The organism is Paenibacillus xinjiangensis (genome assembly GCF_059686975.1).
The window spans coordinates 16,666-42,102 of record NZ_JCAALS010000001.1; the positions used below are offsets into that span (position 1 = coordinate 16,666).

22 protein-coding genes are annotated in these 25,437 nt (G+C 47.0%); 16 read left to right on the forward strand and 6 right to left on the reverse strand.

The features are described from left to right. The first annotated feature begins 168 nt into the window (after nt 1–168). From AC6ESP_RS00075 to AC6ESP_RS00100, 6 genes are all read left to right on the forward strand, one after another. Nucleotides 169–348, forward strand: coding sequence for a LytR/AlgR family response regulator transcription factor (locus AC6ESP_RS00075; protein ID WP_497094986.1), 180 nt, complete (start codon nt 169–171; stop codon nt 346–348). Between the two features lie 550 nt (nt 349–898). Then, nucleotides 899–1,480: an S-layer homology domain-containing protein gene (locus AC6ESP_RS00080; protein WP_497094987.1), complete on the forward strand. Its 582-nt coding sequence runs from the start codon at nt 899–901 to the stop codon at nt 1,478–1,480. A gap of 555 nt (nt 1,481–2,035) precedes the next feature. Continuing rightward, entirely contained in the window at nt 2,036–3,394 is a 1,359-nt protein-coding gene (locus AC6ESP_RS00085) for an SLC45 family MFS transporter (RefSeq protein WP_497094633.1), read from the forward strand. Nucleotides 3,395–3,912: 518 nt separating this feature from the next. Further along, nucleotides 3,913–4,458: a GNAT family N-acetyltransferase gene (locus AC6ESP_RS00090; RefSeq protein WP_497094634.1), complete on the forward strand. Its 546-nt coding sequence runs from the start codon at nt 3,913–3,915 to the stop codon at nt 4,456–4,458. Nucleotides 4,459–4,778: 320 nt separating this feature from the next. Then, a complete protein-coding gene (locus AC6ESP_RS00095; RefSeq protein WP_497094635.1) occupies nt 4,779–5,777 on the forward strand; it encodes a phosphotransferase in 999 nt (332 codons plus the stop codon). Between the two features lie 60 nt (nt 5,778–5,837). Continuing rightward, nucleotides 5,838–6,314 (forward strand): GyrI-like domain-containing protein, encoded by a 477-nt coding sequence (locus AC6ESP_RS00100; protein WP_497094636.1) that lies wholly within the window; start codon nt 5,838–5,840, stop codon nt 6,312–6,314. Between the two features lie 554 nt (nt 6,315–6,868). On the opposite strand, the gene AC6ESP_RS00105 is transcribed toward AC6ESP_RS00100, so the two are convergent. From AC6ESP_RS00105 to AC6ESP_RS00125, 5 genes are all read right to left on the reverse strand, one after another. Beyond that, nucleotides 6,869–7,672, reverse strand: coding sequence for a carbohydrate ABC transporter permease (locus AC6ESP_RS00105; protein ID WP_497094637.1), 804 nt, complete (start codon nt 7,670–7,672; stop codon nt 6,869–6,871). Further along, the gene (locus tag AC6ESP_RS00110) at nt 7,669–8,619 is read right to left on the reverse strand and encodes a carbohydrate ABC transporter permease (RefSeq protein ID WP_497094638.1); all 951 of its coding nucleotides are present in this window, start codon (nt 8,617–8,619) and stop codon (nt 7,669–7,671) included. Before AC6ESP_RS00110 ends, AC6ESP_RS00105 begins: the two co-directional genes overlap by 4 nt. Nucleotides 8,620–8,643: 24 nt before the next feature. Further along, complete coding sequence (locus tag AC6ESP_RS00115) at nt 8,644–9,999, reverse strand: ABC transporter substrate-binding protein (protein ID WP_497094639.1); 1,356 nt, start codon at nt 9,997–9,999, stop codon at nt 8,644–8,646. Nucleotides 10,000–10,111: 112 nt separating this feature from the next. After that, entirely contained in the window at nt 10,112–11,857 is a 1,746-nt protein-coding gene (locus AC6ESP_RS00120) for a sensor histidine kinase (protein ID WP_497094640.1), read from the reverse strand. A gap of 7 nt (nt 11,858–11,864) precedes the next feature. Beyond that, nucleotides 11,865–13,427, reverse strand: a complete 1,563-nt coding sequence (locus AC6ESP_RS00125; protein WP_497094641.1) for a response regulator transcription factor — start codon at nt 13,425–13,427, stop codon at nt 11,865–11,867. Nucleotides 13,428–14,177: 750 nt separating this feature from the next. On the opposite strand from AC6ESP_RS00125, the gene kduI reads away from it, so the two are divergent. The 9 genes from kduI (at nt 14,178) to AC6ESP_RS00170 (ending at nt 22,624) form a co-directional block, all read left to right on the forward strand. After that, on the forward strand, nt 14,178–15,011 hold the full coding sequence (gene kduI, locus AC6ESP_RS00130) for a 5-dehydro-4-deoxy-D-glucuronate isomerase (protein ID WP_497094642.1): 834 nt from the start codon (nt 14,178–14,180) through the stop codon (nt 15,009–15,011). Between the two features lies 1 nt (nt 15,012). Further along, the gene (locus AC6ESP_RS00135) at nt 15,013–15,768 is read left to right on the forward strand and encodes a DeoR/GlpR family DNA-binding transcription regulator (RefSeq protein WP_497094643.1); all 756 of its coding nucleotides are present in this window, start codon (nt 15,013–15,015) and stop codon (nt 15,766–15,768) included. Between the two features lie 37 nt (nt 15,769–15,805). After that, the gene (kduD, locus tag AC6ESP_RS00140) at nt 15,806–16,561 is read left to right on the forward strand and encodes a 2-dehydro-3-deoxy-D-gluconate 5-dehydrogenase KduD (protein WP_497094644.1); all 756 of its coding nucleotides are present in this window, start codon (nt 15,806–15,808) and stop codon (nt 16,559–16,561) included. A gap of 49 nt (nt 16,562–16,610) precedes the next feature. Further along, nucleotides 16,611–17,063, forward strand: a complete 453-nt coding sequence (nikR, locus tag AC6ESP_RS00145; RefSeq protein WP_497094645.1) for a nickel-responsive transcriptional regulator NikR — start codon at nt 16,611–16,613, stop codon at nt 17,061–17,063. 267 nt (nt 17,064–17,330) lie between these two features. Then, nucleotides 17,331–18,956 (forward strand): ABC transporter substrate-binding protein, encoded by a 1,626-nt coding sequence (locus AC6ESP_RS00150; RefSeq protein ID WP_497094646.1) that lies wholly within the window; start codon nt 17,331–17,333, stop codon nt 18,954–18,956. Beyond that, nucleotides 18,949–19,962: an ABC transporter permease gene (locus AC6ESP_RS00155; protein ID WP_497094647.1), complete on the forward strand. Its 1,014-nt coding sequence runs from the start codon at nt 18,949–18,951 to the stop codon at nt 19,960–19,962. Before AC6ESP_RS00150 ends, AC6ESP_RS00155 begins: the two co-directional genes overlap by 8 nt. Before the next feature lie 3 nt (nt 19,963–19,965). Continuing rightward, on the forward strand, nt 19,966–20,826 hold the full coding sequence (locus AC6ESP_RS00160; RefSeq protein ID WP_497094648.1) for an ABC transporter permease: 861 nt from the start codon (nt 19,966–19,968) through the stop codon (nt 20,824–20,826). Nucleotides 20,827–21,078: 252 nt separating this feature from the next. Then, nucleotides 21,079–22,014 (forward strand): ABC transporter ATP-binding protein, encoded by a 936-nt coding sequence (locus AC6ESP_RS00165; protein WP_497094649.1) that lies wholly within the window; start codon nt 21,079–21,081, stop codon nt 22,012–22,014. Further along, the gene (locus AC6ESP_RS00170; RefSeq protein WP_497094650.1) at nt 22,004–22,624 is read left to right on the forward strand and encodes an ABC transporter ATP-binding protein; all 621 of its coding nucleotides are present in this window, start codon (nt 22,004–22,006) and stop codon (nt 22,622–22,624) included. Before AC6ESP_RS00165 ends, AC6ESP_RS00170 begins: the two co-directional genes overlap by 11 nt. A 53-nt stretch (nt 22,625–22,677) precedes the next feature. On the opposite strand, the gene AC6ESP_RS00175 is transcribed toward AC6ESP_RS00170, so the two are convergent. Then, complete coding sequence (locus AC6ESP_RS00175; RefSeq protein WP_497094651.1) at nt 22,678–24,033, reverse strand: TrkH family potassium uptake protein; 1,356 nt, start codon at nt 24,031–24,033, stop codon at nt 22,678–22,680. A 137-nt stretch (nt 24,034–24,170) separates the two neighbouring features. On the opposite strand from AC6ESP_RS00175, the gene AC6ESP_RS00180 reads away from it, so the two are divergent. Continuing rightward, nucleotides 24,171–25,406, forward strand: a complete 1,236-nt coding sequence (locus AC6ESP_RS00180; protein ID WP_497094652.1) for a DUF445 domain-containing protein — start codon at nt 24,171–24,173, stop codon at nt 25,404–25,406. The last annotated feature ends 31 nt before the right edge of the window (nt 25,407–25,437 follow it).

The following is a 25,437-nucleotide window of genomic DNA, read 5'->3' on the forward strand; positions in this document are numbered from 1 at the left end:
TGAGAGAAATGGGGGGTGGGAATTAATAACAGGGAGAGCAGGAAATTCTCGAAGATTGTCGAATTATACAGTCGCGATGAACAAGATCATACGGAAACTGGAGGAGCATCTATGATTCGCGTCGTAATGATTGATGATGAGGAAAACGCGCTGGTAATGCTAGAAATCATGCTTCAGCAGCTGGGCAATGTGGAGATCTTAGGTAGATATAGGAATCCGCTGCAAGCTATTGAGGAAATGAAGCAGCTGCACATAGATGTTGTTTTCTTAGATATAGAAATGCCGGGAATGAAGGGTGTGGACGTTGCACGAGCCGTCCGACCTCTTCAGCTTAATCGGCTTCAATAAATAATCGAGTGAATGCAGCTCGAAAGCTTCAATCGCATATTCGGCATATGCCGTTGTAAAAATAATGTGCACATCCGGGTGGGTCGATACCTTGCAGCAGGCCTCTACTTCGCTTTTGGCGAAAAATAATGTATCACTTGAGCTTGCTTCTCCTAATGTTCGCATCGATATTCCAAGCCAATCCTTGCAGGATTGGAAGAATGACATTTACTTCCGTGTTGTTCCTGTGAAAGATGATGCGGAGCGTGAGGGGATTGAACAGCGTGCCACAGAGCAAGGAGCACAGCTTGCCATTGGCAGCAAGAGTGCCGCTCTGCTTAGTCGTCCGGTAACGATTGAAACGAATCTGCAAGGCCATCCAGTTACACTGGTATTGCCTCTTGGTGATGCAGCGCTGACTGAGCAGCAATTAGACGAATTAGGCGTATACATCGAGCATAGCGATGGTACAAAAGAGTTTGTACAAGGTGAGGTTGTTACTTACGATGAGTCAGGCAAGTTAGGCTTGCGTATCACAATCAGCAAATTCAGTACATTTACAATTGTTCAAATGGGAGATTCAAATACAGATTCCACTCACAAAGCTTTTATTAATGGTTATGCGAGTGGCTTATTCAATCCAGACAAGAGCATTACCCGCGCTGAGATCGCAGCAATTGCTGCAAGAGTAATCCAGACTCAAACGACTGGCACATGGATCAGCTTCACCGATGTATCCGCGACACATTGGGCGAAGAATGAGATTGGTCAAGGATTCATGCAGGGTTATACGGATGGCAGCTTCAAACCGGAGCAAACCATCACACGTGCAGAAATGGCAGCTTTGATCGCCCGCTTGAAAGGCGATACTGAAGCTGCTGCGAGTGGAGAGAACTTCTCTGATATAGCCGGCCATTGGGCGCAAGAAGCGATTGAAAGCGCGCAAGCAGCTGGTCTCATTAGTGGCTATTCGGATGGGACCTTCCGTCCGGAAGCACAATTGACCCGTGCGGAAGCTGTTACGATGATCATTAAGCTGCTAGGCAGAGGACCGCTGACTGTTGCGGCTCCGAAGTGGAAGGATGTTCCTATGACGCATTGGGCATTCGGTTATATTCAAGAAGCTTCTATCGATCATGCCATTGGCACTTAGAGTGACGACGGAGAACAGTTGATTGAATCCTAGTTAAGGATAATGGTGAGAAGTAACATAAAAAAAGGTTCGATTAACTTGTTTGAAAAGTTGATCGAACCTTTTTTGTATTTCCTAAATATCGAAAATATATTAGAGCGAACTTGGTATAAAGGAGTCAAAGCAGATGTTTTTGAATAAAATAGACGGTAATGGTTGAAGCTAGAGAGAAACAATAATTCGAGTAATTCATGCAATCGATTGCACATTTTTCAAGTCTATAATATAATAAATAAAAAATCTTAGTAAAGCATTCAAATATTTTGTTAATTGATATGAATTAATTAATAATGGATTCATGTATAATGAAATAATGCGTAAATAGCTGTATTAGGGTCTCTTTTATATGAATGTGTGCAACTAGAGAAAGCATCTACTAGAAAACTATTAATTGCTTTTGTAAGGATAACAGCAATTAACTATTGCTTAAAATGCAAACGTTTGCACTACTTTTTATAATATATTAGTGATATTCAGCTATTTAGCTAAGGTTACTTAAATTTGTAGGAGGAACTTATGTCTGTACAAAAGAGTATTCAGGCTAAAGAAAAGAGCTCGAGGCATCAATTACCCCATTTGCCACTAAGTATGATCTGGTTAATTAGTTTCGGTTTTTTGGGTGTACAAATGGCATTCTCATTGCAAAGCTCAAACATGGGGCGTATTTTTCAAACCATTGGTGCTGATCCAACCCAGTTAGGTTTCTATTTTATCTTACCTCCGTTAGCAGGTTTAATTGTTCAACCTTTAGTAGGCTACTTTTCTGATCGAACATGGCTTCCAAGGCTTGGCCGACGTATCCCTTATTTATTGGGTGGCACGATAGTGGCTGTTATCGTCATGTGTTTATTGCCTAATTCCGGTAGTTTCGGTTTTAATGCAACAGCAGCTTTAACATTTGGAGCAGTTGCTATTTTGTTTATGGATTTATCATCGAATGTAGCGATGCAGCCATTCAAGATGATGGTAGCTGATATGGTTAATGAAGAGCAAAAAGGCTTTGCTTATTCTATACAAAGCTTCCTATCGAACAGTGGAGCTGTATTGGCTTGCATTTTCCCTTTTATTCTAACTATGCTTGGTGTATCGAATAGTGCTGCAGAAGGAGTTGTACCTCAATCTGTTGTCTTTTCATTCTATGGTGGAGCATTTGTCCTAATCGTTTGTAGTCTGTTCACCATATTTAAAGTTAAGGAATACTCACCAGAAGAGTATGCACGATATCACGGCATTACTGAAGATGCTAACAAAAGAAAAACAAACTTCCTTACTCTGCTTCGCAAAGCACCAAAAGTGTTCTGGACGATCTCTTTGGTTCAATTATTTTGCTGGATGGGTTTTCAATATCTTTGGACTTATGGTACTGGAGCAGTTGCTGCAAATGTTTGGGATACGGTCGACCCATCTAGCTCAGCTTATCAAGAAGCTGGAAATTGGTTCGGTATTTTATCGGCTGTGCAAGCAATCGCAGCGGTATTGTGGTCACTTGTATTATCGCGAGTACCCAATGACAAGCATAAACCGAGTTATGCCATTAGTTTATTGTTAGGCGGCATTGGATTTGCTTCTGTGTTCTTTATACAGGATCAATTCGTATTGGTTATCTCATTTGCTCTTATAGGGGTTGCTTGGGCTGCAATGATGACATATCCTTTCACCATGCTTACTAATGCATTGTCAGGAGAAAATATGGGATCATATCTCGGGCTATTTAACGGAAGTATTTGTATACCGCAAATTATTGCTTCATGCTTAAGCTTTGCTTTGTTCCCTGCATTAGGTTCGTCGATGTCAGTAATGATTCTGATTTCAGGTATATTGCTCGTTATAGGAGCATTATCTGTTTCAATAATCAAAGAAACATATGGAAAGTAACTATGTACGAGCAGTTGGATTCTTGTGCTAAGCATAAGACCGTTCATATGACAGGACCTAAACTCCAAGCCACTACTAGTGGACTTGGAGTTTTTGTATTTTCCAAGGAATATAGAAAGGCTTGTTGGGCATGAGCTCGGAATTTATACCGGCCTCATGCCTGTTAAATATGGATTGTCTATCGTAGTGTTGATGGAACCGACCCACACATCGCCAACTTTCACGCTATATATTCTATATATATCTCCAGCAAGCCGAATAACTTCGGTCTTATGGGAATAGCGTAAAATGGACTTATCCAAAGTTTGGCGTATTCCCGATGATAGGTCCGTAGATGCTCTTCATCTAAGTTGACAACACGTTGTTTCCAACGCTCGACTTTCTTTCTTTCAATATCATTCAAAGGTATCTGTAAAACAGTCATTTAATTGATAAATATGGTAAAGTTGTTGTGTACAGTCTGCAACTGTTGAATAGGGGTTCATAACAGTGACGGAACAAATTCAAAGGAGATTAACATGACATTAAGAGGCAATCTTTTTCACGGTAACTCTGTAAAACTTACGGCAGCTAGAGAGGAAGATGTTGCAGTAATGGCAAGATGGGTCGAGGATTCTGAATATCTTCGAAATGTGGATACTGACATAGCCTTGCCTATTTCAGAAAAACAATTGGAATCAGAAGGAGAGCCTAATCACAAAGAGGTATATTTCAGACTGAGAACCTTGAGCGAGGATGAACTAATTGGATTTGTGTGCATTCATAGTATTGAATGGAACAACCGTATTGGAAGCCTAGCTATTGGTATTGGTGAAGCCGACAATCGAAATAAGGGCTACGGAACAGATGCACTGCAGCTTATTCTTCGATATGCTTTTCATGAATTGAATTTAAACCGAATTGGTCTTGAAGTTATAGAATACAATGCCAGTGGAATCCGTGCCTATGAAAAAGTAGGCTTTCAACACGAGGGTAGAGTAAGGGAGGCTGTGTGTCGAGACGGACGAACGTATGACCGTTTAATGATGGGGATCCTCCGATCTGAATGGGAAGATAATAGATAAAACATTTGTTCAAAGATGACAGGGACAACTGCACGAATGACCGACAACGACTGCTTAAGGCGCATTAACGTCAAATGTCCCTTCACTCAGTAACTAATTACGCTATTTCAGCACAGTAATGATGTGCCAGAGATGATAAGGAACAAATAACAGCAAGAGCAGAAATTCATTAAAGTCATTAGCTTAAGAAAAAAATGAAGCAATAGATTCAGGAAAGCCGCGCAGCGCGGAATCGGTGGTGATGTGCCTGGAAAAGGAATGAACTATCTTTGAACGAGCTTACTACATTTTCACAACAAAGCTAAAAGGATGGGATTATATTGAGCTTTTTCCCTGTATCATACTCACTTCTGTCAAAAGAAGCATTATTATCACATATTAAAAGTAGCTATGATATCGATGAACCTGTTCGTTTTCAGTATTTCCTTAGAGGAATGAACGACACTTACGTGCTAGTAACGAAACAAGCAAAATATATATTTAGAGTTTATCGTGCGGATAGGAGAACATATGCAGAGATTGCATTCGAATTAGATTTACTAGATTTTCTAGATCAGCATGATGTAAACGTTTCAACCCCAATCCCAAAAAAAGACGGGACTTATATTCATTCATTTCTAGTTCCTGAGGGTGTGAAGTATGGGGTTATGTTTAGTTACGCTGAAGGAAATGAAAAGCCTATTCGTGCGATAGAGGATAGTTATCTGTTCGGACAAGCCGTTGCACAAATTCATCAAGCAGCAGACAGCTTCACTAGTGAACACGTACGAGGTCATCTTGATTTGGAGCATCTGATTGTAACACCGCTTAACATAATCAAACTGCACATGGAGCATCGTCAAGTGGATTATGATTTTATACATGAGCTTGCTATGCGATTACAGGAGCAGATCATGCACCATTCAGAAGCACGGTTAGATTGGGGAGTATGTCACGGGGATTTGCATGGGAATACGAATGTAGCATTTGCGGATGATGGGAAACTAACACACTATGATTTCGATATTTGTGGTTATGGCTGGAGAGCCTATGATATCGCAGAGTTTAGATTGGCCAGAGAAATTCATAGCGGCCATAATAAAGAAGAAATCGAACAGCTATGGGATGCATTTTTAAATGGCTACAGAAATGTCAGATATATCAGTGATCATGATGTAAAATTCGTTCCTATATTCGTTGTACTGAGGCAGCTGTGGCTCTTTGGTTTATGTTTCAGTGAATCGGAGCTTATAGGAGCCGCTGACTTTGATGATGGATTTATTGATAGTAAGATGGAGTATTTCAGGAGTCTAGACCTAGAACTTCTACAAGGCTTGTAACTCAACAATTTTTTGTGAAATAGAACACGTAAAGAAAACGATATTATTGGAGGCGATTAGGTGGAACAGAAAAATGAAACTGGAATTGTCACAAAGGAGTCTTTCCATGCAGTTGGATTGAAATGGACAGGAACGTTCGCTGAGGCAGGAGCAGGGGGTATCCGAGCTGTACAGACCAACATGCAGGATCGCTTGCAAGAAATCAAGCATGTCATTAATGCAGATACACTTCTCGGGCTGTCCAATCTTAATATCGAGGGAGGATTTACCCATTATGCTGTTGTCGAGGTCGGTGAAATCAAGAATGTCCCAGACGGCATGATAACGATTACACTTCCGACATTAACCTATGCTGAATGTGAACATGAAAAAGGGCAGAACATTGATATTTCCTATAACAACATTTTTGCATGGATTGAGAAACAAGGCTATGAGCTGCTTAAAGAGGATATTACCCATTTTGAAAAATACCCAATGCATCAAAATCCGTACTCAGAAGATCCTGAATTTGTGATTATGATCCCTATCGTTATTTAATAAATAGGGGATTAGCTTATCCGAATTTCAATTATCTACTAATCACAACATCGACCATCAAACCTATGATGGATATCCTTTCAAGCCCAATCTTCTTAACCTGACCTCACAATGGAATACCCACTGTAATACTAGTAAATGGTGTACTTAAGTACCTTTTTTCTTTAGCTAATGACTTTATTTCTTTCCATTTCACTCATGTAGTCCCTATTAACACAAAACCCACCCACTACTGCTGTTTTTCCTTGTTAGGTAATGAAGTTCTGCTGTTACTGCTCTTTCTTCCTTATCATCTCTGATACCCAATTCTGTGTGGAAGATAGAGAAATAAGTTGCTTAACGAAAGAAAATTTGACGTTAGACGATCGTAGGAAGGATCGTTATTTACCTTTTTCATCATAAATATGAGACTGACCCGTCATCAACGACGACTGTGAACTGCACCCCAATTGTTAGACATAACTTACAATTGGGGTGCAGTTCACTTATGAGACAGCCTCATATCAAACGGATAGAGCACTAGGTGAAGGAGCAGGAGGACCGCCGTCCCGCGTTTAGCCTTTCACTGCTCCAGCGGTCAAACCTTTCATAAACGTCTTTGAACCAAGAATGAACAGAATTAACACGGGAATCGTCGTCATCGTTAACGCGGCCATCCGCGCTGCATAATCGGTTCGGTGTACGATACCCAGATTCGAGATAAAGATTGGAAGGGTGTACCACTCGGATTTGTTAATGGTGACAAGTGGAAGCAAATAGTTGTTCCACGACCATAGGAAGACGAGGGTTGCAAGAGTTGCCAAGCCTGGCTTCATAATCGGCAGTACGATGCGGACAAAGATCCCTGGCTCGGAGCAGCCGTCAATACGTGCGCATTCCAACAAGTCAGTGGGGATGGAATCGCGCATGAACTGGATCATAAAGAATGCACCGAACGGGAATGCCGCCCAGACGAGAATGACGGGCCATAACGTATTACCAACACCGAGATGCCTCATCTCAATAATATAACCGATTAATCCGACCTGAGTCGGTACCATCATCGTGATGATTACGAACGTCTGAAGCCACTTGCGCCCACGGAATTCGAACTTCGCTATCGCGTAGCCGATCAACGTGCTGGTCAGTGTCGCCAGGACAACCGATGCTATGGATACAATCAGGCTATTCCCATAGACTTTGAGGAAGTCAGCTTGCAGTACCGTCTTCAGGTTCTCACCTAGATAGTGGCCTGGAAGGATAGGAATTCCCTTGAATAGATCCTCGCTGTAATGTGTCCCCATCACGATCATGATATAGAACGGGAACAGCGAGAGCAGGGAGATGACAATCAGGCAAATCCACATCGCTGCTCTCATCGCTTGTCCTCCTTAGGTGCTGTGAGCTTATAGCTGAGAATGGAGAATAACACGATTAGCAAGAACAGCGAGTAGGCAATTGCCGAAGCATAGCCGAAACGCGTGTTGGACCCGAACGATTCATCCACGAATTTCCAAATGATAGTAAGAGCCGTGTTGTCAGGACCACCTACCTGAGCGGAGCCTGACCATCCGCCGTATAGCAGCTTCGGTTCATCGAATAATTGCAATCCGCCGATAACGGACGTGACGACGAGAAACACGATAATGTTCCGCAGCAAGGGCATCGTGATTTTACGGAAGGTATGGAGTCCCGTAGAGCCGTCTACCTTGGCAGCTTCGTACACGTCTTGTGGAATGACCGTCATGCCGGCCATGAATATAATCATGAAATAACCTAAATTGCGCCAAATAACCATTAGAGCGATAATCGCTCTGGAGCCCCATGGATCCTGAAGCCAGTAAAAGCTTTCTTCAAGTAGCCCGAATTTCGTAAGGAGCAAGTTCACAATACCCGTCTGCCAATCGAACAAGTAGGAGAAAATAAAGCCGATGGCTACTGGAGTCGTAATATAGGGTAGAACGTTAATGGTCTGGAACAATCTCTTGCCGCGCGTTAGATTGAAAGTCCAATACGCCAGTGTGAGTCCTAGAATTAAGGTCAGTGGAATGAACATAGCCATCATTATCAATGTGTTCCACAAGGATTTAATGAACAAAGGGTCATTGGTCCATAGCTGCACGTAGTTTTTAAAGCCGACATACGTCTTGGCGCCTATGCCATTCCAGTCATGCAGACTAAGCACGAAGGAGTATAGGACTGGATACAATTGAAACGCCGCATACGTCAGCACAAACGGTAAGGCGAAAAGATAGGGCCACATGAGTGACCCCCATCTGCGTTTGCTGAATGCGGCGGAAGCTTTGCTTATGCGTTCCGCGCTCATGATCATCCCTCTTTTTTTGAGTATTTACTTAACGGTTGCATCCGACGCTTTGTTCTTCGTTTCCTGAATGAACTTCTGCAGTGCGGAATCAGCGGTAACCGACTCATCTTTCATCCAAAGAGGGTACAGAGCGTTGAATACAGAGTCCACGACAGAATCGTATTTGGACTGCGCCTCGCCTTTCATATCCGGGACGATATTCTCAACGAAGTATTTCGCGAGATTCTGGCCTCCGAAGAATGCATCATAAGCTCCAGGAGCATCAATGAGTGCTTTCTGAGTTTCGTAGAATGACTTAGAGCTGGTCATGTTGCCGAAAGTTGAAAAGTTGTATGCAGAGCCTTCATCCGACAAGTAGGCATACTGGATAAACGCCCAAGCGGCTTCCTTAGCTTTGCTATCTTTGTAGATACCGATTGCCGTTCCGCCACGAGTGAACCCGCCTTCCGGTGCTTTCACGAGACCCCATCGGCCTGAGCCATCCGGATCATTGGCCGAGATGTGCCATTTGGCTCCCCATGGCGCCATCGGATAGAACATGAACTCGCCTTTGGCCATAGAAGCTGACCAAGCTGGCGTCCACAGCTCGTTCTTGCCGATAATGCCAGCATCGCGCATCTCGAACAGCCTGTTAAGCGGCTGCTGCAGCTTGCTCGTTAAATCGATCTCAGTGCCATTCACATAGGAGACGAAATTTTGTCCCTTCAAGGCTAGAAAAGCATCGCCCAGTCCAGGGAACATGAGCACCTTGCCAGCACTTTTGTCTTTTAACTCTTTGCCCATGGTGATGAAATCGTCCCATGTGGAGATTTTTTTCTCTAGCTCAGCCGGATCATCCGTGCCCCAGTATTGCTTCGCCAGATCTCTCCGGTAAGCGAACCCTGCTGGTGTGAGTGCCTGATCGACTGCGATAACTTCACCCTTGGAATTAGAGATGTAAGGTGCTGCATAATCCACAACCGTGGTTTTATCGAAGTTGTAAGGAGCAGCCTCCAGATTATCCAATACGTCCAGATCGAACAGCTTGCCCCGGTAGGCCGACTCTCCCAAAATAATGTCCGGAACGTCGGAGCCGGAAGCGATACCGCTTTGCAGCTTTTGCAGGTAGTCATTCGGATTGACCACGGTCACTTCAACTTTAATGTTCGGGTACTTCTTGTTGAATTCTGTGATCATGCCTTTCTGGAACGCTTCGTCCCAATCCCATACTTTAACCGTGCCGCTAAGCTGCGTTGGATCCGTATTGGTCGCAGCTGATGGAGCTGCAGCGTTGCCGTTGTCTCCATTATTGCCATTGCCTCCGCATGCTGTGAGCATTCCGGTCAGCATAAGAAGAGAGATGAAGCCGCCCATCCATTTCGCTTTCTTTTTGATGTTCACGATGATGAGTCCCCCTATCGATAAATTTGTAAGTGCTTACACTGTAATCGTAACTCAGGACCCTATCAGGCTGTAATTAGCCAAAACGGCGATTTCGTATAAAATCCGGCGATCACATTGTTTTCCTGTGCAGATCGACCCATGGCAGCCTAATTCTGACTAGGGAGCCTTGGCCTGGTGCTCCGAATGCCTCCAGTCGTGCCGAAGCACCGAAATGGGTAAGCAGTCGTTCTTGAATGTTAGACAAGCCTATTCCTCTTGTATGTCCAGGCTCCTGTCCATCCCGCAGCTTCCAGCCCTCTTCGGGTACAGTCATGCCTTGACCGTCGTCCTCGACTTCCATTAGGAGCTGTTCACCGTCTCGGTAAGCTCGTATGATAATCGTTCCTTCTTCACGGTCTGACGGGATAATGCCGTGAACGATGGCGTTCTCGACGAGCGGCTGCAACGTCATTCGGGGGACCGAACGCTCTAGCAGCGCATCATCCACTTCCCAAATAAGTCGGAAGCTCTCGGGATATCGGGTTTGCTGGATGATCGCATATTGTTCGACAATCCTCATCTCTTCTGACAACGGAGCTCGTATAGCGCCTTCTCCGGTTTTAATCGTATTTTGCAGTATCGAGATAAGTGCTTGGGTCACTTCGGCTGCTTCTCCTCCTCGATTGGCATGAGACAAATAAATGACTGTGTTCAAGGAGTTATAGAGAAAATGCGGGTTAATTTGAGCCATCAAGAGATCAATTTGCATTTGGCGTTTCACAGCTTCATTTCGTACGGAGGTTTCCATCAAGCTCCTTAAGTCCTCGACCATCCGATTGAACCCTGTGCCCAGTATTTCGAGCTCGTCTCCACTGCGGATATGGACGCTTGTCCCCAGATCACCGACGGCAACTCGCTTCATCGCGTTCGTCAGTCTAATCAGCGGCTTCATCAGATTGACGATAATCGGCAGCATGACGAGCAGTGTAACGATAATAGCGGTAATAATGATGATGATATAGAAAAAGAAAACGCGGTTGATTTTTTTGAACAGCTTGTTCTTGGAGAGCAACGCCGCCTGCTTCCATTCTTGGTTCATCGTAGTGTCAGTTAACACGATTCTGTGATCGTCCTCGGCGAAAGACTGGCCCGTAAGCAAGGCGTCTGCTATAAACGACCGATCCGATTCTGGCAGTTGTTCATTCGCGGAGAGCAGCAAAGCTCCTGATCCTGTGTACAGCTCGATTTGCTCGAAATCCTGCGCGCTTTGCAAGAAGACATTCGATAATTCTGAATAGGCGATATCGATTACGAGATAGCTGTCTCCCGCTGATTCCTGCCCGATAGGGCGGTATTTCAGTAAGTAGCTGAACACCTGGCGATTGCCGCTGATGAAGAAGAAGGGATGCGGCTCACTGTAGCCGGCACGTGAGTTTTTCATCTTGACGAACCAATCCTGCTGCAAGTAATCGGAGAAATATTCCTCGTAGCCGCTGTAATTCGAGTAGAATTCTCCTGTTGGTGAAATAATGACGACATTCAGAATGGAATTGCTGAGCGCCACGAACCGCCCGAGCTTCTCCTGCACAGTCTGCTTGCGGAAATAATTGGTCTCGATATCCTCGCTCGCCTTGGCATTGATCAGCTCGGTTATCTCTTCGTCGGATATAATGTACTCCGCGGTCTTGACGACTTGCTCCTGAATTTTTTTAAGCTGGAAAGAAATTTGTGCCAGCTTCGTTCGGCTGTCCTTAATCGATTGCTCACGGATAATTTCCTTAGCGTAGTCGTAGATGAAAAAGCCGCTGAGGATAAGCGATATCGAGACGACGAGAACGGTACTGGCGATAATTTTGGTGCGAATCTTTATGCGCATTGTTCAATCACCTATGCTTCTCCATATATTCGAGCGGGGTCATGCCCGTAACCTTGCGGAATACCTGACTGAAGTATTGCCCGTTGCGATAACCAACTCGGTCAGCAATTTCGTATACTTTGAGTTTTTCCTCGTCCAGCAGCTGCTTGGCCTTCTCTATTCGAATCGCTGTGAGCCGATCATGTGCCGTCTTGCCAGTCTGGAGCTTGAATATATGGCGAAAATGATCGCGGCTGATGCCGAGCTGCCGCGCGATTACATCCGCGTCAAGCTCAGGATCGTTGTAATGCCGCTCCATCTGCTCGAGCGCCAGACGAACCTTTCGGGACACAGCGGGCATTCTAGAGGTCGCTGCAGCTGCGGTGATCACGTCTATCTCTGACAGGAACCATTCGTGAATCCCTGCCAGCGAGGTCCAATCAGCCTTGGCGCCGGGTCCGTCAGCCCAAGACTCGGAGAGAGGAGGGAGCTGGCAAGCCGAACGAGAACGGTTGAATGTGATAACCAATTGGCGGCACATATCGTTGAAACCGCTTGCATCTTTTGCGTCCGCAGCAAGAGTGAATAAGGCTGTTATCTCCTGAGCCGACTCCTTATATTGGTTGCCGGGCAGCTGCTCCTTGAGCCTGCTTAAGCCCTCTTCCCACTCCAAATGCGCGGTGGGCTTATCTTCGACACGCCCGAGCTCGTTCAATCGGAACAGCTGACGAGAACCAGAGAAAAGTGAGAGTGACAGCCATTGTAAGGCTTCAGCCAGCTTTCCGGGAACGTCTGATCGGTTCAGCATGCCGTATGCTATAGCCATTGACGCTCGGCGACCGGTCAACTGCTCCATCGTTTGCCTTGCTGAGCCAGCTTGTTCCTCAAGCAGCTCTCGCATTCTACGATCGCCTCTGCTGCTATTATCTCCGTAGATCAGGACGAAGTAGCGTTCGAGGAAGCGGATGGACGCTAATAGATTTGCTTCTCCTTGATCCGGCCACTCCATCGGCAGCTGAGGGTTATCCGGTTGAATGCCGGGAAGCAACGGGATGTTCCGGTCCGGCTCCACAACGATTAGATGAAGTCGATCAAACGTCTCACCAAGGTCGGAGGTTGCTGTTCTCCACTGTGCATCCGAGAGAAGCCGCCCGCCAAGCCAATCAACGAGCAGCCTGTCCCGGTCATGGTTCCTCAGCTTCCAGTCGTTTACGATTTCTTCCCTGAGCCCTCCAAGCTCACGTCTGACGGTGCTTGCATCCATCTCATGCTTGACCCAATAGTTAGATACACCTAGCTTCAGTGCTTCCTTGGCGTACTCGAATTCCTTATATGAGGTGAGAAATACGATTTTTACAGCCATTCCATCGGTAAGCAGCTCCTTGCTAAGCGCCAGCCCGCCGGTTCCCGGCATGACAATATCCATTAGGATCAGATCTGGTCGGTGCTCCCGAGCAAGCCGCAGGACCTGCGATGGCTTAGTCGTTGTACAGACGATCTCATAGCCAAGCTGCTGCCACGCAATTAGATTTCGCATATGCTCGATCGCGAGTACTTCGTCGTCCACGATCATCACTTTAACCCATTTCATCCGTTCCATAGCCTCCTATTCTGAGTGCCTTCTTATTGATCGTTTATTTTGCTTCCGCCAAGTATACGATGAAAACTTGTATATTTATACTTTTATGTGAAGTGGGGATTTATGTTGTAGTAGCTTTGCAAGATTATATTACAATCTAAGCTTTTGATTGCAGAAAAGGAAATTTCCGAAGGTACACAGTTTCTCGATCATGATCGAGTAATCGCAAGGATGCGGAGGAAAATAAATACCGCAAAAGATTAAATCAAATATGCTCCAGCAGCAGTTGATGATATGGATGAAATATTCTCATATATCTCTCAAGATAACGTTTCTGCCGCAGATACCATGTTGGAAAATGGGAGCAGTCTCAAAAGGGTTGAAGCTACATTTCAACAAGGTTGGCTTGTATTGCTTTTAAAAATGGACAGAAGGTTAACCAAAACGGAGCAGGTCGAATGATTCTGGAGAAGCGCCAGCGTTCGCCTTTGTGAGGGGATTCCCACCTTAGCCCATTTATTCGAAGAATCCCCGAACAACAGCGATCGTAAGAACATTCGACTGCGCAGTGGATTTGGTTGCCCCAAAAAAGGACATCCCTTAGTTATGGATAGGGCAGGGCCGAGGAAATAAAGTCTGTTTTCGTTCGTAAATGTGTGTTATTATAGAAACAAACAAAAACAAACCTTCGTGTGGTGCAGTTATACCCAATATCTCTAAATAAACTAGCCGAGCCGGAGGAAATTTGAGGAGGATTCATTCATGGATGTACGTCACGCAACTAACCCAACCGATTTCAAGCAATACACAACGGATCGTCTCAGACAAGATTTCCTAATCGAGAACCTGTTCCAAGAGAACAAAATCTCCATGACATACAGCCATTACGATCGGATGATCGTTGGTGGAGCTTTTCCAATTAATGAACCACTAGAGCTCGAGGATGCGGCAACGCTCAAGACCGAATATTTCTTGGAGCGTCGTGAAGTTGGCTTCTTGAATATTAGCGCTGGCACAGCTGTTATTACGGTGGATGGCGAAGAGCATGAATTGAATCGTCTTGATGTTCTGTATGTAGGTAAAGGAAAACGCCAAGTATTGGTAGCGAGCAAGGACAAAGCTAACCCAGCGAAGCTGTATTTCTGTTCAACACCTGCTCACAAAGAAATCGAGATTCAAAAAATGACGATGGAGGAAGCAAATCCGTCACATCTGGGTTCACTTGAAACGTCTAACGAACGCGTACTGTACAAATATATTCACGCAGACGGCATTCAAAGCTGCCAGCTGATGCTTGGCGTGACAAGCCTCAAGACAGGAAGCATCTGGAACACCATGCCATCTCATGTTCATGACCGTCGTATGGAGGCTTACCTGTACTTCGATCTGAATCAAGATGCGCGTGTCTTCCATATGATGGGCGAGCCTTCAGAAACAAGACATCTTGTCGTAGCGAATGAGCAAGCGATCATCTCTCCGCCATGGTCCATTCACTCTGGTGCAGGTACGAGCAACTATACATTCTGCTGGTCAATGGCTGGCGAGAACTACACATTCACCGATATGGATGCAGTCAAAATGGAAGAGTTGAAGTAAAATGCTAGCCGCAGAACGTCATCGTCACATTATTAAACAGCTTGAAGAGAAGGGCAGCGTCAAGGTATCTGAGCTGAGTGAACAGTTCCAGGTAACGGAGAAAACCGTTCGCGAGGATTTGGAGAAGCTTGAGGAGAAAGGGCTGCTGAAGCGTCTACACGGCGGTGCGGTTCTGCCTCCAGATAATGAGGACAGCATGCTGCCTCTGCAGTATCCGAATAGCAAGCATCAGAGCGAGAAGGCTGCTATAGCTGAGCGTGCAATCGCAGCAATTGAGCCGAACGATATTATCGCACTGGATGCGGGCAGCACAACGCTCGAAATGGCGAGACGGCTTAAGAACATACCGCTCACCGTATTGACGAATGACCTGCTCATTATTCGAGAGCTGACGCTTAAGGATCAGATTCGTCTGATCGTGCCTGGCGGCTATCGCCAGAACAATCTCCTAATTGGGACGGAATGGCATGAGTGGATTAAGAAGCTGAATGTTCATAAGCTTTTTTTATCGACGACAGGCATTCATCTCGAATACGGATTAACGATCTTCACGGAAGAGCTGGCTAAGCTGAAGCAGGTCTATATGGAATGCTCCAAAGAAATCTATTGCTTGGCTGATCATAGCAAGTTCGATAAGGGAGCGCTTATTACATTCGCTGAGCTGAAGGATATTCATATCATTATTACGGATAACCGGATTGAAGCGGATGTGCTTCGCAAATACGAGGAGCAGGGCGTCCGGATTTTACAGGCATAAAGACTAGAATAAGCATAAGAAAAGGAAGTGTGCGAATATGAGTTTTTTTGATCTGTCAGGTAAAACAGCAATCGTAACAGGCGCGGGCCGCGGACTTGGCTCTGCTATAGCAATTGGCCTAGCTAAGGCTGGTGCGGATATTGCCCTTGTGACGAACCGCACACCTGCAGCTGATGTCGCGAAGCAAATTGAAGCACTCGGCCGTAAAGTGATTATGATTCAAGCGGATGTATCCGATCGCAGCAAGCTTCCAGGCATCGTGGAGCAGACGCTTCAGGAGCTGGGCAGAATAGATATTTTAGTGAACAATGCAGGCATTATTCGCCGAACTCCTGCTGCTGAGCACAGTTATGAGGATTGGCAGGATGTGCTTGATGTGAACCTAAACTCTGTATTTGCGCTGTGCCAGCTGGCGGGTAAGCATATGATCGAGCAGGGCTCAGGCAAAATCATCAACATCGCTTCCATGCTTTCTTTCCAAGGCGGCATCAACGTTCCTGGCTATACTGCGAGCAAGCATGCTGTAGCAGGATTGACCAAGGCACTCGGCAATGAGTGGGCACCGAAGGGTGTTCAAGTGAATGCCATTGCACCGGGCTATATGAGCACAGACAATACGGAAGCGCTTCGTGAAGATCCAGTGCGAAGCAAGCAAATTCTCGATCGTATACCGGCTGCCCGTTGGGGAACTGCTGAGGATATGATGGGACCAGCTATTTTCCTTGCATCGCAAGCTTCTGATTACATGGCGGGACATGTTCTCTGCGTGGATGGCGGCTGGATGAACCGTTAGAACTATGGTACACTTTGGACAATCATAGCGGTAAGGCTGGGTGGTTCAAGTGGCAGAGAAAGAAGAGTTGAACCGATTCGGCGTATCTTTTCCAGCACCCTTAATTGAGCAGTTCGATCAATATATTGTGGAGCAGGGGTATACGAACCGTTCGGAGGCATTCCGGGATTTAGCTAGAAAAGCATTGCTAGAGCCGTCACGTCTGCATTCTGAGCAGCTTGTCGCGGGTACGATCGTGATGGTGTATGATCATCATGCGCGAGAGCTGCCGCTTCTATTGATGGAGCTCCAGCACGATTATCATCATGATATTATTTCCAATATGCATGTTCATCTGAATCATAACCAATGCTTGGAGATTATTGCGGTCCGCGGTCAGTTAGCTAGGCTTCGCAAGCTGCATCAGCAGATTCAGGTGCAAAAGGGCGTTACCTACGCCGAGCTATCCGTCACGTATGTGGAGGAGCAGTCTTCTCTCGAGCATGGGCATCATCATGATTAAGTAAGTACATCAAGTAACAGGTATGCAGAATAAGCTGTCCAAAATAGCTGTCTCCGAGTCTATTAATAGACTGTTGGAGCAGCTTTTTTGCGTTCTCGCATTGAAAGTGTCATACCAGTAAGGTCTCATGTCAGGTATTCTGTCTTCAAATGTGTAAATTTGGAGAAAAAATAGTGATTCTCCCTGTATGCTGTGCTACAATTCTTATGAAAAGTAACACGAAATATAGACATACATAATAATTAAAAAAGGATATGGTGATGAAGAGTGGGAACAAACGGACTACATAAGTTTATTTTTATAGCTATAACGGTGCTTCTCGTATTCGTAGCAGGCTGTTCTACTAAACCGACAGCTGCCACTACTACTAGTAATGAGACTGAGACAGCTAAGAAGGATGAGCTGCTGCTAGCAGTAGGAGCAGAGCCGGATGACGGCTTCGATCCGACGACTGGCTGGGGACGCTATGGCTCCCCGATTTTTCAGAGCACGTTAATGAAGCGCGATAGCGACATGAATATTGTGAATGATTTGGCCCAGAGCTTCGAAGTATCTGAGGACGGGAAGCAGTGGACTATTAAGCTGCGGGAAGATGTGAAGTTCTCGGATGGTGAGCCATTAACGGCGGAGGATGTGCAGTTCACGTTCGAGACGGCTGGAGATAAAGGCTCCATTATTGATTTGACAAATTTGGCAAGTGTGGATGCAGCATCTGAATTCGAAATCGTATTTGTGCTCAAGGAGCCACAGTCCACCTTCATTACTACGTTAACGACGCTAGGTATTGTACCGAAGCACGCATATGGGGATCAGTATGCAGAGAAGCCAATCGGTTCGGGTCCATACAAGCTAGTACAATGGGATCGGGGACAGCAGGCGATTGTTACCTATAATGAGCTGTATTATGGCACGGAGCCTTATTTTAAACAACTGACATTCCTGTTCCTCGGAGAGGATGCTGCTTATGCTGCAGCGCAAGCTGGTCAAGTCGACATGGCTTATATTCCGTCGGCGTTCAGCCAGCAGTCTGTCAGCGGGATGAGGCTGGAAGCTGTAAAGTCCGTAGATAATCGAGGTATCTTGTTCTCTATCGCTGAGCCTGGTGAGAAGACAGAACAGGGCTATCCTATCGGTAATGCAGTCACATCCGACTTATCCATTCGCCAAGCTATCAATTATGTGATTGATCGTCAAGAGCTGGTCGATGGCTTGCTAGAGGGCTATGGCTCCCCAGCTTATTCGGTTAATGATGGGCTGCCTTGGTGGAATCCTGCTACGGTGTTCGAGGATGGGGATACGGCCAAAGCGCTTCAGCTTCTGGAGGCTGGTGGCTGGAAGGATGTAGATGGAGATGGTATCGTCGAGAAAAATGGCGTGAAAGCACAATTTACGCTGCTCTATGCAGCTGGGGATGTGACTCGCCAATCGCTCTCTTTAGCTGCATCAGATAAAGTGAAGGAAATTGGCATTCAGATGGATGTAGAGGGCAAAAGCTGGGATGACATTGAGAAGCTGATGTATTCGAATGCCGTAATGTTCGGCTGGGGAAGTCAAGACCCGATTGAAATGTACAATCTATACAGCAGCAAATATAGAGGCGTCGATTATTATAACAGCGGCTATTATAGCAATGCGACTGTGGATGAGTGGATGGAGAAGGCGCTTCGGGCAACGACGGAAGAAGAAGCAATTATGAATTGGAAAAAAGCGCAGTGGGACGGAACATCTGGCTTCAGCGTGGAGGGAGATGCGCCTTGGGCATGGCTGGTCAATATTGACCATTTGTATCTGGTGAAGGACGGTCTTGATATTGGCAAGCAGAAAATCCATCCCCACGGTCATGGCTGGCCGGTAACGGACAACATTGAGCAATGGCGCTGGACGAATGAATAAGACGAGCAGCCTGTCATTGATCGGACAAGTGACTTCTATGCTGGGGATGAAGCTGCTGCGGCTTGCTTCACTCCTGCTTGCGATTAGTATTGTATCGTTTGTCTTAGTAAGCAGCTCCCCGGTTGATCCGATTCAAGCGTATATTGGCGCGGATATGATGACAGTGAGTCAAGCGCAGAAGGAGCAGATTGCGGAGTATTGGGGCCTCAACGACTCTCCTGTTGAACAATTCATGCGTTGGGGGGCTGCGCTGCTGCAAGGAGACATGGGCACCTCAATGATCTATCGGCAGCCTGTCTCAGAGGTTATTGGCGAACGCTTCATGAGCTCTCTTGCACTGATGGCAGTTTCTTGGGTGTTGTCTGGTATTGTGGGCTTCGCTGCGGGTGTCATTGCAGCGATGAATCGCCATACGTGGTTGGATCGAATGATCAAATGGTACTGTTATACGCTCTCTTCAACGCCGACGTTCTGGATGGGCTTGCTGCTGCTGATCGTCTTCGCGGTCTGGTTAGGCTGGTTCCCAGCTGGACTCGGTGTGCCAGCGGGAATGCTTGCGGAGGAGGTTACCTGGCTGGATCGGCTTAAGCATCTAGTGCTGCCCGCTCTGACGCTCAGCATTGTCGGTATTTCCAGCATTGCTCTGCATACGAGGCAGAAGTTGATCGATGTGCTTGACAGCGACTATATAACATTCGCTAGAGCAAGAGGAGAGAAGGGGATTCGGCTATTTATGCGTCATGGTCTTCGCAATGTAGCACTGCCTGCTATTACGCTGCAATTCACATACTTTAGTGAATTGTTCGGAGGTGCTGTATTGGCAGAGCAGGTATTTTCTTACCCTGGGCTTGGTCAAGCGACCGTTGATGCTGGCTTGCGCGGCGATGTTCCACTGCTGCTCGGCATAGTATTATTCACCTCCTTATTCGTATTCGCAGGGAACGCAGCTGCCGATCTGATCTATCGCCTGGTAGATCCGAGAATTAGAGAACGGGAGGCGTTATAGCGGATGCTGAATGAAGCTGTTCGTGCAGCAAAGCCTCAATCCCGTCTAGTGTATGGGCGATTGTGGCCGTTGTTAACCTTTCTCTCGGCGGTGATCTTTCTGCTTGCTGCCGGGCTGGGTGGACTGTTCATGGGGAATGAATCTCTAACTACTCATCTAGGAAGCCGTAATTTAGCTCCATCGTTGACTCATCTGTTCGGAACCGATTGGTTAGGCCGAGATATGTTCACTAGAACAGTTAAAGGAATTGGCTTAAGCATAAAAGTTGGCTTCATTGGCGCGGCTTCCAGCTGTCTCATTGCAGGAGCTCTAGGCTTAATGGCAGCTACGATGGGGAAGACAGTTGACCGAATGATTTCTTGGCTTATTGATCTATTCCTTAGCGTACCGCATCTCGTTACCCTTATATTAATTGCATTCGTATGCGGGGGCGGGGTGAAAGGCATTGTCATTGGGATTGCTTGTACCCATTGGCCGAGCTTAGCAAGGCTGATACGTGCCGAGATGCTGCAGCTGCGCAGCTCGGATTACGTGCTTATATCTCGGCGTCTAGGGCGATCACGCCTGTGGATTGCAATGAGGCATCTGACGCCTCATCTACTGCCGCAGCTGTTCGTGGGCTTGCTGCTTATGTTCCCTCATGCCATTCTGCATGAGGCAGCTATCACCTTCGTCGGATTAGGCTTATCTCCGCATCAGCCGGCTATCGGGATTATATTGTCGGAATCGATGCGATATTTATCAACGGGCATGTGGTGGCTCGCTTTTTTCCCTGGGCTAGGCTTGCTGCTCACAGTACGCTCATTCGATGTGCTTGGTGAATATATGAAGCAATTATGGAGTCCAGATCGGGTGCATGAATGAATGAATGAATGAGTGAATGAATGAGTGTGAGTATTTGACCTCGCTTTACCTTGCAGAAAGATCTTACATGTAGAGTCTTGCTTCTATTATTTCCTTATAAGGTAATTGATTACCGCTCTTGCTGCATTAGTTGCGTTAAAGCTGCGAATCAGCTTGATAGTGAGTTGTCTGATGGGAATTAAGGAACACCGTTACTGAATGAAGGAACAAAAATGGTTAGTGAGTATTCACATAGGAAAGGAGGCTTCACCAATGGCAGTGTTAGAAATCGACAGCTTAACTGTGTCTTTTGTCCGGTCCTCTGGATTGTTCAAGAAGAAGCGAATCGACATTATTCATGGGCTTGATCTGGTGGTAGATGCAGGGCAGATTGTAGCTGTGGTCGGTTCAAGTGGTTCAGGGAAAAGCCTGCTCGCTCATGCGATTATGGGTATCCTGCCTAATAATGCCCAGATGAGCGGTACTATCCGTTATCAGGGGGGGCTGCTGGATGCTGCTAAGCAGGCGGAGCTGCGCGGGAAGGAGCTTGCGCTCGTTCCGCAATCAGTCAATTACCTTGACCCTCTCATGAAGGTGGGGGCTCAGGTTCGCCTGTCCGCTGCCGAGAGTCATGGTAAGCTAGCCGCGGCCTCCTTGCAGAGAGAGGCATTCGCCCGCAATGGTCTCGCGCCTGAAGTTGATCGGATGTATCCGCATCAGCTATCCGGCGGAATGGCCCGCAGAGTGCTTGTATCTACTGCGCTCGTCAGCGGTGCGAAGCTTATCGTTGCTGATGAGCCAACGCCTGGCTTGAATGAGTCAGCAGCACAGGAAACGGTGCGTCAGTTCCGTGAGCTAGCCGATGATGGCTGCGCGCTGCTGTTCATTACGCATGATATTGAGCTTGCTCTCCAGGTTGCGGACAGGGTTGTTGTGCTGTATGCCGGCATGGCGGTTGAGGAAGCGGCAGCAGCCGACTTCACCGGTGATGGGGAGCGTCTCCGTCATCCTTATACAAGAGCGCTTTGGCGAGCGCTGCCAAGCAATGGCTTCATCCCGCTTGGAGGAGTGCAGCCGCATCCAGCTGCACGGCCGCCGGGGTGCTCCTTCGCTGACCGGTGCGAGCATGCAGCAGCTGAATGCTTAGCAGCTAAGCCGCAGAAGCGGGAGCTGCGCGGCGGAATGGTGAGGTGCAGCTATGCTTCTTGAGGGACGAGGATTAAGCTTTCGCTATAATCGGCAGTCGGCATGGACCTTCGCGGGGCTGGATATCGCTCTTGAAGCGGGGGCTATAGTGGGTCTTGCAGGTCCAAGCGGATGCGGGAAGACTACGCTAGGCAAGCTGCTCGCAGGCTGTGCAGCTCCGAGTGAAGGAACAGTCATGTTCGAGGGAAAGCCACTGCCTTCCTCGGGCTATAGTCCTGTACAAATGGTGTTCCAGCATCCGGAGAAGGCGGTTAATCCACGCTGGCGAATGCGCCGAATCGTTAGGGAGGGCTGGGAGCCGGATGAAGCTTTTCTAGGCGCAATGGGAGTGGAGAGTGAATGGCTGGACAGGCTGCCGAGAGAGCTGTCCGGAGGTGAACTGCAGCGGCTCTGTATTGCAAGAGCGCTTGGTCCGCGAACCCGTTACTTAATTGCTGATGAGATGACGACCATGCTGGATGCCGTAACACAGGCACAGATCTGGCATAGTTTACTGAAGCTTGCGAAGGAGCGGCAGCTTGGTATGCTCATTATTAGCCATGATCGGCAGCTGCTGGATCAGCTATGCAGCAGAGTTATAGAATGGGGAGCGCCGCCAAGCGTTCGATCCTAGCATGACAAGGGGCAGGCTCATCTTACGAGCCTGCCCCTTCATGTCTTGTCAATCTAGCCAATCATAATCTTGCCTTCGGGATAGCGGTACAGCTCCTTCTCCTGCGTGGGAACGAGGGAGAAGGCAAGTGTCAGAGGGCCAAGCCTGCCGATGAACATCATGATAATGATAAGCACCTTGCCAATTGTAGTTAAATGAGGTGTAAGTCCCATCGATAAGCCTGTAGTGCCGAATGCGGAGGTAACCTCGAATAGCAAAGTTAGAAATTCTGCATTCTCAGTCGCTGATAGAATCATCGTGAATAACACGATAGCAGCGAGCGAGGCGATGGTAATCGTTAAAGCTTTATAGACACGGTCCTTCGCCAGCCTGCGGTGGAAGAAGACAACATCCTCTTTTCCGCGAATCATCGAGATGACGGCTCCGACTAGAATGGCGAAGGTCGTCACCTTAATGCCGCCTCCTGCCGAGCCTGGGGAAGCACCGATGAACATCAGTATAATGAGCAGAAATTGCGTAGCATGCCGCAGTGCTCCAATATCCAAGGTGTTGGCTCCGCCGGAGCGTGGTGATATGGATTGGAACAGAGAGCTGTACAGCTTGCCCGGCAGGCTTAACGGCTGCAGCGTCTTCAGGTTGGTAAATTCAAATATAAAGATGATCACCGCTCCGATAACAAACAGCAGACCTGAAGCATGAAGCACGACCTTCGAGTGGAAGGACAGCTTGCGAAGCTTCGGATAATCCCACACCTCTGCCAGTACAATGAAGCCGATACCTCCTAGAAAGATCAGAAGCATGAGGACCGCATTCACGATGGGATCATCGACATGGCTGACGAAGCTGCTGAATGGCCCATGAAGTGTGCCCATGATGTCGAAGCCAGCATTGGTGAACATGGATACACTATGGAATATACCTAAGTAAAGCGCATCCTGATAGGGCATCACGAGTGACCAGCGTAACGTCAGAATTAGCGCACCTATAATTTCGATAGCGAACGCGTAGATGAGCACTCTGCGAATGAATCGAACAATGCCCTCCAGAGAGGATTGATTCATCGACTCTTGAAGAACGATCCGCTCTTTCAGGGAGATTCGCTTGCGAAAGGCCAGCGCGAACAGGGTAGCCATAGTCATAAATCCGAGTCCGCCTATTTGCATCAGAACGAGTATGACCAGCTGGCCGAACATGGAGTAGTGCGTGCCTGTGTCCACCACAACGAGTCCAGTTACACAGACAGCGGAGGTAGCTGTGAACAGCGCATCAATAAAAGGCGTGGGCTGCTGATCGGCTGTAGCATACGGTAATGATAGCAGCAGCGAGCCGATGGCAATAATAATAATGAATCCGAATGTTAGAATTTGAGGAGGGGTTATTCGGAATAAAGATTTTTTAGTCTTCGCCACTATGGGTATCTCCTTTATATACAAACAGAAAAGTTGTCCGATTCAAAGTTCACTTTATTATCTGGTATAATTATCATATATGCAACTGACGAGGGCTGAGCTTGTTCCAGCTGCTTGCGGTATTGGAGGAAATACGGATGAAAACAAGATATATTGCAGGCTTATCGCTTGCTGTAATGGGTGCAGGCTATATCACGACGAAATACGCTCTGCCAGATACCGGATGGGTGCAATTGCTGGAAAGCGGCTTTGAAGCCGGGCTAGTAGGGGGGATTGCCGACTGGTTCGCCGTGACGGCATTGTTCCGTCATCCCATGGGCATACCGATTCCTCATACAGCCTTGCTGCTCAAGAATAGGAATAAAATTATTAATGCACTCATCTCTGCGATGGAGAATGAGCTTCTTAAGAAGGAGAGCATCACTCAGAAGCTGTCTGATATGAAGCTGTTCCAAGGTCTTGCTTCGGGTACGACGCGTATTATTCGGAAGCGGAAGACAAGAGTTGCAGCCATCGAGTTCGCTCAATCAGCGATCGAACAGCTGCCGCTTGAGAAGCTGAGCGGTGTTGTCCGCTCTCTGCTGGCTGATTATGTCCGCAAGCAGGATATTAAGCCGATTGTCAACAAGCTTACCGATAAGCTGATAACCGACAGCTGGGATGAGAAAGCACTTGATTATGTGCTGAGTCAAGGCAAGCAATGGGTCAGCAAGCGGGAAACGGAGCAGCTTCTCGGCAATCTTGCGCACAGTAAGCTGGAGGAGCTGCAGGTAGGCGGCTTCATGGGCTTCGCGGTGCAAGCATTCGTCGGCTTCATGAGTCCTGAGAAGCTTGGGCCAATGGTGCAGAACATGCTGCTTTCCGGTATTCGTGATCTAAGCATGCCGGGAAGTCAGAATCGAGAGAAGCTGCTGCATGAAATTCGGGGTCAGGTGGAAGGCTTGCCGGCTAACGAGGAATTAATGGATAAAGTGAAGCAATGGCTTGAGAACGGTGCAGACAGTATAGAGCTTGAGCGCTTTATTCATCTTCGCTTGGAGGAGCTGCGCCAATTGCTGCTTGATAAGCTGGAGGAGGAACGGCAGCAAGGCGGTCCCATCATCGTTAAGGGATATCGTTATGCGATTAACTATTTGCGAGAAAGGCAAGATTTTCTGGATCGCTCCGAGAAATCGATTCTTAGCTTTGTTGTGAATATGATTGAGAAGAATCATTACCGCATTGGTCTTCTAGTCAGAGACAATCTGAACAAGCTGGATGACCAAGCTCTCGTCTCCATGCTGGAAGAGAAGATCGGAAGTGACCTGCAGTGGATACGAGTAAATGGCGCTTTGTGCGGATTCGCGGTAGGTGTGGTACTCTCCTTTTTTTAATATTTATGTAATGAGCAGGAAATTAACTAAT

Excerpts from the sequence above, each read along its gene's own strand:
- AC6ESP_RS00105 (WP_497094637.1), bottom strand. The coding sequence starts at position 7,672 with ATGAGAGCAGCGATGTGGATTTGCCTGATTGTCATCTCCCTGCTCTCG.
- AC6ESP_RS00110 (WP_497094638.1), bottom strand. The coding sequence starts at position 8,619 with ATGAGCGCGGAACGCATAAGCAAAGCTTCCGCCGCATTCAGCAAACGC.
- AC6ESP_RS00170 (WP_497094650.1), top strand. The coding sequence starts at position 22,004 with ATGCTTCTTGAGGGACGAGGATTAAGCTTTCGCTATAATCGGCAGTCG.
- AC6ESP_RS00155 (WP_497094647.1), top strand. The coding sequence starts at position 18,949 with ATGAATAAGACGAGCAGCCTGTCATTGATCGGACAAGTGACTTCTATG.
- AC6ESP_RS00080 (WP_497094987.1), top strand. The coding sequence starts at position 899 with ATGGGAGATTCAAATACAGATTCCACTCACAAAGCTTTTATTAATGGT.
- AC6ESP_RS00090 (WP_497094634.1), top strand. The coding sequence starts at position 3,913 with ATGACATTAAGAGGCAATCTTTTTCACGGTAACTCTGTAAAACTTACG.
- AC6ESP_RS00125 (WP_497094641.1), bottom strand. The coding sequence starts at position 13,427 with ATGAAATGGGTTAAAGTGATGATCGTGGACGACGAAGTACTCGCGATC.
- kduD (WP_497094644.1), top strand. The coding sequence starts at position 15,806 with ATGAGTTTTTTTGATCTGTCAGGTAAAACAGCAATCGTAACAGGCGCG.
- AC6ESP_RS00165 (WP_497094649.1), top strand. The coding sequence starts at position 21,079 with ATGGCAGTGTTAGAAATCGACAGCTTAACTGTGTCTTTTGTCCGGTCC.
- kduI (WP_497094642.1), top strand. The coding sequence starts at position 14,178 with ATGGATGTACGTCACGCAACTAACCCAACCGATTTCAAGCAATACACA.
- AC6ESP_RS00160 (WP_497094648.1), top strand. The coding sequence starts at position 19,966 with ATGCTGAATGAAGCTGTTCGTGCAGCAAAGCCTCAATCCCGTCTAGTG.
- AC6ESP_RS00075 (WP_497094986.1), top strand. The coding sequence starts at position 169 with ATGCTTCAGCAGCTGGGCAATGTGGAGATCTTAGGTAGATATAGGAAT.
- AC6ESP_RS00085 (WP_497094633.1), top strand. The coding sequence starts at position 2,036 with ATGTCTGTACAAAAGAGTATTCAGGCTAAAGAAAAGAGCTCGAGGCAT.
- AC6ESP_RS00180 (WP_497094652.1), top strand. The coding sequence starts at position 24,171 with ATGAAAACAAGATATATTGCAGGCTTATCGCTTGCTGTAATGGGTGCA.
- AC6ESP_RS00120 (WP_497094640.1), bottom strand. The coding sequence starts at position 11,857 with ATGCGCATAAAGATTCGCACCAAAATTATCGCCAGTACCGTTCTCGTC.
- AC6ESP_RS00135 (WP_497094643.1), top strand. The coding sequence starts at position 15,013 with ATGCTAGCCGCAGAACGTCATCGTCACATTATTAAACAGCTTGAAGAG.